This is a genomic window from Streptomyces sp. WELS2, assembly GCF_013870595.1.
In the GTDB taxonomy this organism is placed as follows: domain Bacteria; phylum Actinomycetota; class Actinomycetes; order Streptomycetales; family Streptomycetaceae; genus Streptomyces.
Map to the genome: position 1 here is coordinate 1 of NZ_JACBWZ010000561.1, position 4,234 is coordinate 4,234.

Sequence of the window (4,234 nt, forward strand, 5' to 3'; positions counted from 1 at the left end):
ACGGCCGCCGCCTCCAGGGACCGCGCCCCCGAGGCCACGGCCATCGCGACGGCGGTCCGCAGCGCGCTCAGCTTCAGCGAGGGCAGCTCCACCGTCCCGGCGACATACGTGCGCCCGGTCTCGTCCCGTACGGCCGCGCCCTCGGGCACGACATTGCGGGCCCGTGCGGAACGGGCCAGGGTGACGATCTTGCGGTCCTCGGGGTCAAGCCCGGTGCTCTCGGTCATGCCCCGAGCATACGAAGCGGCGCCGGGAGCGCCCGGCCACGGGTGCGTCAGGGCCGGTCGAGCCGCAGCCGCTCCGCCCTCGGCAGACCCGCCACGACCAGGTCGTAGGAGTCCTCGATCAGCTCCCTGACCAGCCGGTCCGGCAGCGCCCCGTCGACGGTCACCGTGTTCCAGTGCCGTTTGTTCATGTGCCAGCCGGGGACGATCAGCCCCTCGTGCTCGCCGCGCAGCCGGACCGCGTCCTCCGGGTCGCACTTGAGGTTGACCGTCAGGGGCCGCGCGTCCAGTCCGGTCAGGGCGAACATCCTGCCCAGCACCTTGAAGACCGAGATCTCCGGTCCGAACGGGAAGTCCTCCACCGCCGCGTTGAACGACAGGCAGAAGGCGCGCAGCCCCTTGGGGGTCACTCGGCCTTCTCCTCCTCGGCGACCGGCACGGGGACCGGCTCGACCAGCACCGTGACGATCTTGTTGCGGCGGCCGGCCGCGGCCTCCGCGGTCAGCCGCAGCACCCGCCCGTCCGGCAGGCCGACCTCGGCGGACGCGCCGGCGATCGGCACCCGGCCGAGCGCCTTGGCGAGCAGCCCGCCGACGGTCTCCACGTCCTCGTCGTCGTACTCCTCCAGGCCGTACAGCTCGCCGAGGTCGGTGATGTCCAGGCGGGCGGTGACCCGGAAGCGGTCGTCGCCGAGGTCCTCCACGGGCGGCAGTTCCCGGTCGTACTCGTCGGTGATCTCCCCGACGATCTCCTCCAGGATGTCCTCGATGGTGACAATGCCGGCGGTGCCGCCGTACTCGTCGATGACGACGGCGACGTGGTTGCGTTCCTTCTGCATCTCGCGCAGCAGGTCGCCGGCGTTCTTGGTGTCGGGCACGAACACGGCCGGGCGCATCGCCGTGGACACCAGGTCGCCCTCCGCCTCCCGGCTGATGTGCGTCTTGCGGACCAGGTCCTTCAGATACACGATCCCGATGACGTCGTCCTCGCTCTCACCGGTCACCGGTATGCGCGAGAAGCCGGACCTCAGGGCCAGGGTGAGGGCCTGGCGGATGGTCTTGAAGCGCTCGATGGTGACCAGGTCGGTGCGCGGCACCATGACCTCGCGCACCAGGGTGTCGCCCAGTTCGAACACCGAGTGCACCATCCGGCGCTCCTCGTCCTCGATCAGCGACTCCTTCTCGGCGAGGTCGACCAGCGCCCGCAGCTCCGCCTCGGAGGCGAAGGGGCCGTGCCGGAAGCCCTTGCCGGGCGTGAGCGCGTTGCCGATGAGGATCAGCAGGGAGGGCACCGGGCCCATGATCCGGGCGAGCGGCAGCAGCACATAGGCCGCCGCGGTCGCGGTGTGGATCGGGTGCTGGCGGCCGATGGTGCGCGGGGAGACGCCGACGGCGACGTACGACACGAGGACCATCACACCGATGGCGACCAGCAGGGCCTGCCAGGTGGCGGAGAACTCCTGGAGGCAGGCGTAGGTGACCAGCGCGGCGGCGGCCATCTCGCAGGCCACCCGGACCAGCAGGGCCACGTTCAGATAGCGGGTGGGGTCGGCGGCGACCTGGGCGAGCCGGGCACTGCCCCGCCGGCCGGACTTCACGGCCTCCTCGGCGCGGAAGCTGGAGACACGGGCGAGGCCCGCCTCCGCGCAGGCGGCGAGCCAGGCCACGACGACGAGCGCGATCGCGCCGAGCACGAGCTGAACGGACATGCGGCCCGCTTACGAGACGGTCGGCGCGGGCGACGGGCCGGTCAGGCCGCGCTCGGCCCGCCAGCCGTCCACGATGGCCGCCTGGAGCCCGAACATCTCGGCCTTCTCGTCGGGCTCCTCGTGGTCGTACCCGAGCAGGTGCAGCACGCCGTGGACGGTGAGCAGCTGGAGCTCCTCGTCCATGGAGTGCCGGGTGGGCGCCTCGGCGCCCTGCCGGGCGGCGACCTCCGGGCACAGCACGATGTCCCCGAGCAGTCCCTGCGGCGGCTCGTCGTCGTCCTTGGACGGCGGCCGGAGCTCGTCCATCGGGAAGGACATGACATCGGTGGGGCCCGGCAGGTCCATCCACTGGACGTGCAGCTGCTCCATGGCGTCGGCGTCCACGACGATCACCGAGAGCTCGGAGAGCGGGTGGATGCGCATCCGCGCGAGCGCGTAGCGGGCGATGTCCAGGATCGCCTGCTCGTCTACCTCGGTGCCGGACTCGTTGTTGACGTCGATCGACATGGTCGTGCTGGTCTACTTCCCCTTGGAGCCCCTGGCGCCGGTCCCGGCCCGGCCTCCCCTGGGGGAGCCACCGTTCTCGGTGCCGTGCTTGCTGTCGTACTGCTCGTACGCGTCGACGATACGGCCCACCAGCTTGTGCCGTACGACATCTTGGGACGACAGCCGGGAGAAGTGGACGTCCTCGACGCCCTCGAGGATCTCCTGCACCTGGCGCAGGCCGGACTTCTGCCCGCCGGGCAGGTCGACCTGCGTCACGTCACCCGTGATCACGATCTTCGAGTCGAAGCCGAGGCGGGTGAGGAACATCTTCATCTGTTCGGGGCTGGTGTTCTGGGCCTCGTCCAGGATGATGAAGGCGTCGTTGAGCGTGCGGCCGCGCATGTAGGCGAGCGGCGCGACCTCGATCGTCCCGGCGGCCATCAGCCGGGGGATGGAGTCCGGGTCGATCATGTCGTGCAGCGCGTCGTACAGCGGGCGCAGATACGGGTCGATCTTCTCGTAGAGGGTGCCGGGCAGGAAGCCGAGGCGCTCGCCCGCCTCCACCGCCGGGCGGGTCAGGATGATCCGGTTGACCTGCTTGGACTGCAGGGCCTGCACGGCCTTGGCCATGGCCAGGTAGGTCTTGCCGGTGCCGGCGGGGCCGATGCCGAAGACGATCGTGTGCTTGTCGATCGCGTCGACGTACCGCTTCTGGTTGAGGGTCTTGGGGCGGATGGTGCGGCCACGCGAGGAAAGGATGTTCTGCGTGAGCACCTGCGCCGGGGTCTCGGGCCCGTCGTTCGTGCCGTTCTCGCTCGCCTTGAGCATGGCGATCGAGCGTTCCACTGCGTCCTCCGTCATCGGCTGCCCGGTGCGGAGCACCAGCATCATCTCGTCGAACACGCGCGAGATCAGGGCGACGTCGACGGGGTCGCCGACCGCGCTGATCTCATTGCCCCGGACGTGGATGTCGGCCGCCGGGAAGGCCCTCTCGATCACGCGCAGGAGGGAGTCGCCGGAACCCAGCACGGTGACCATGGGGTGCTGGGCGGGGACGGTGAACTGCGCTCTCGCCTGCTCCTGCGCGGGGGTGTGAGCTGTCGGTGTCTCTGTCATGGGCCGGCGCTGAAGGCCTGCGCTTCCTCCTCGTCACGGCCGCACGGCTGACGGCGGCCTCGCACTGTCCAGGGTACGACGGGGGGCTGACAACGCCGTAGGGCTTTTCCTACGACCGTTTTTCCGGCCCGCCGTGCCGCCGCCGCACCCGGGTTCCCCGGCCCGCGGTGCCGCCCGCCGTACCCGTGGCTCAGGCCGAGCGGCCGAACCCGATGGTGGGCACGGCCCGGCGCAGCGGCCAGGGGCGGTCCAGCCGCTTGGGGACGAGGTCCTCCAGGAAGGCGTACCGCGCCAGGGCCATCGGGTCCTGCCCGGGCAGGGACTGCACCTTGCGCCACCACGCGCCGATCTCCGACCAGCCGGGCGCGGACAGCGAGCCGCCGAACTCCTGCACCGACAGCGCGGCCGTGAGCCCTGCGAAGGCCAGCCGGTCGGCCAGCGGCCAGCCGGCCAGCGAGCCGGTCACGAACCCGGCGACGAACACGTCCCCGGCCCCGGTCGGATCCAGCGCCTCCACGGCGATCGCGGGGACCTCGGCGGCCTCCCCGGTGCGCCGGTCCACCGCGTAGGCGCCCTCCTCGCCGAGGGTCACCACGGCCACCGGCACGCACTCGGTGAGCGCGTGCGCGGCGGCCCGGGGGCAGTCGGCGCCGGTGTAGCGGCGCGCCTCCTCCGCGTTGGGCAGGAACGCCTCGCAGTA

5 protein-coding genes and 1 pseudogene are annotated in these 4,234 nt (G+C 71.4%); all 6 read right to left on the minus strand.

Annotation, left to right across the window (positions count from 1 at the left end; all coding sequences use genetic code 11):
• Positions 1-227 (minus strand): annotated as a pseudogene (locus H5J33_RS25635) (cytidine deaminase); the annotation flags it as partial.
• A gap of 47 nt (positions 228-274) precedes the next feature.
• On the minus strand, positions 275-634 hold the full coding sequence (locus tag H5J33_RS25640; RefSeq protein WP_181797234.1) for an MmcQ/YjbR family DNA-binding protein: 360 nt from the start codon (positions 632-634) through the stop codon (positions 275-277).
• Positions 631-1,932: a hemolysin family protein gene (locus H5J33_RS25645; RefSeq protein ID WP_181797235.1), complete on the minus strand. Its 1,302-nt coding sequence runs from the start codon at positions 1,930-1,932 to the stop codon at positions 631-633. The genes H5J33_RS25640 and H5J33_RS25645 overlap by 4 nt, the downstream gene beginning before the upstream one ends.
• Positions 1,933-1,941: 9 nt before the next feature.
• Entirely contained in the window at positions 1,942-2,439 is a 498-nt protein-coding gene (gene ybeY, locus H5J33_RS25650; RefSeq protein WP_181797236.1) for an rRNA maturation RNase YbeY, read from the minus strand.
• 12 nt (positions 2,440-2,451) lie between these two features.
• Positions 2,452-3,534, minus strand: coding sequence for a PhoH family protein (locus H5J33_RS25655; RefSeq protein ID WP_181797237.1), 1,083 nt, complete (start codon positions 3,532-3,534; stop codon positions 2,452-2,454).
• A 190-nt stretch (positions 3,535-3,724) separates the two neighbouring features.
• On the minus strand, positions 3,725-4,234 hold a 510-nt coding region (locus H5J33_RS25660), incomplete at its 5' end, for a carbohydrate kinase family protein (RefSeq protein ID WP_258565397.1).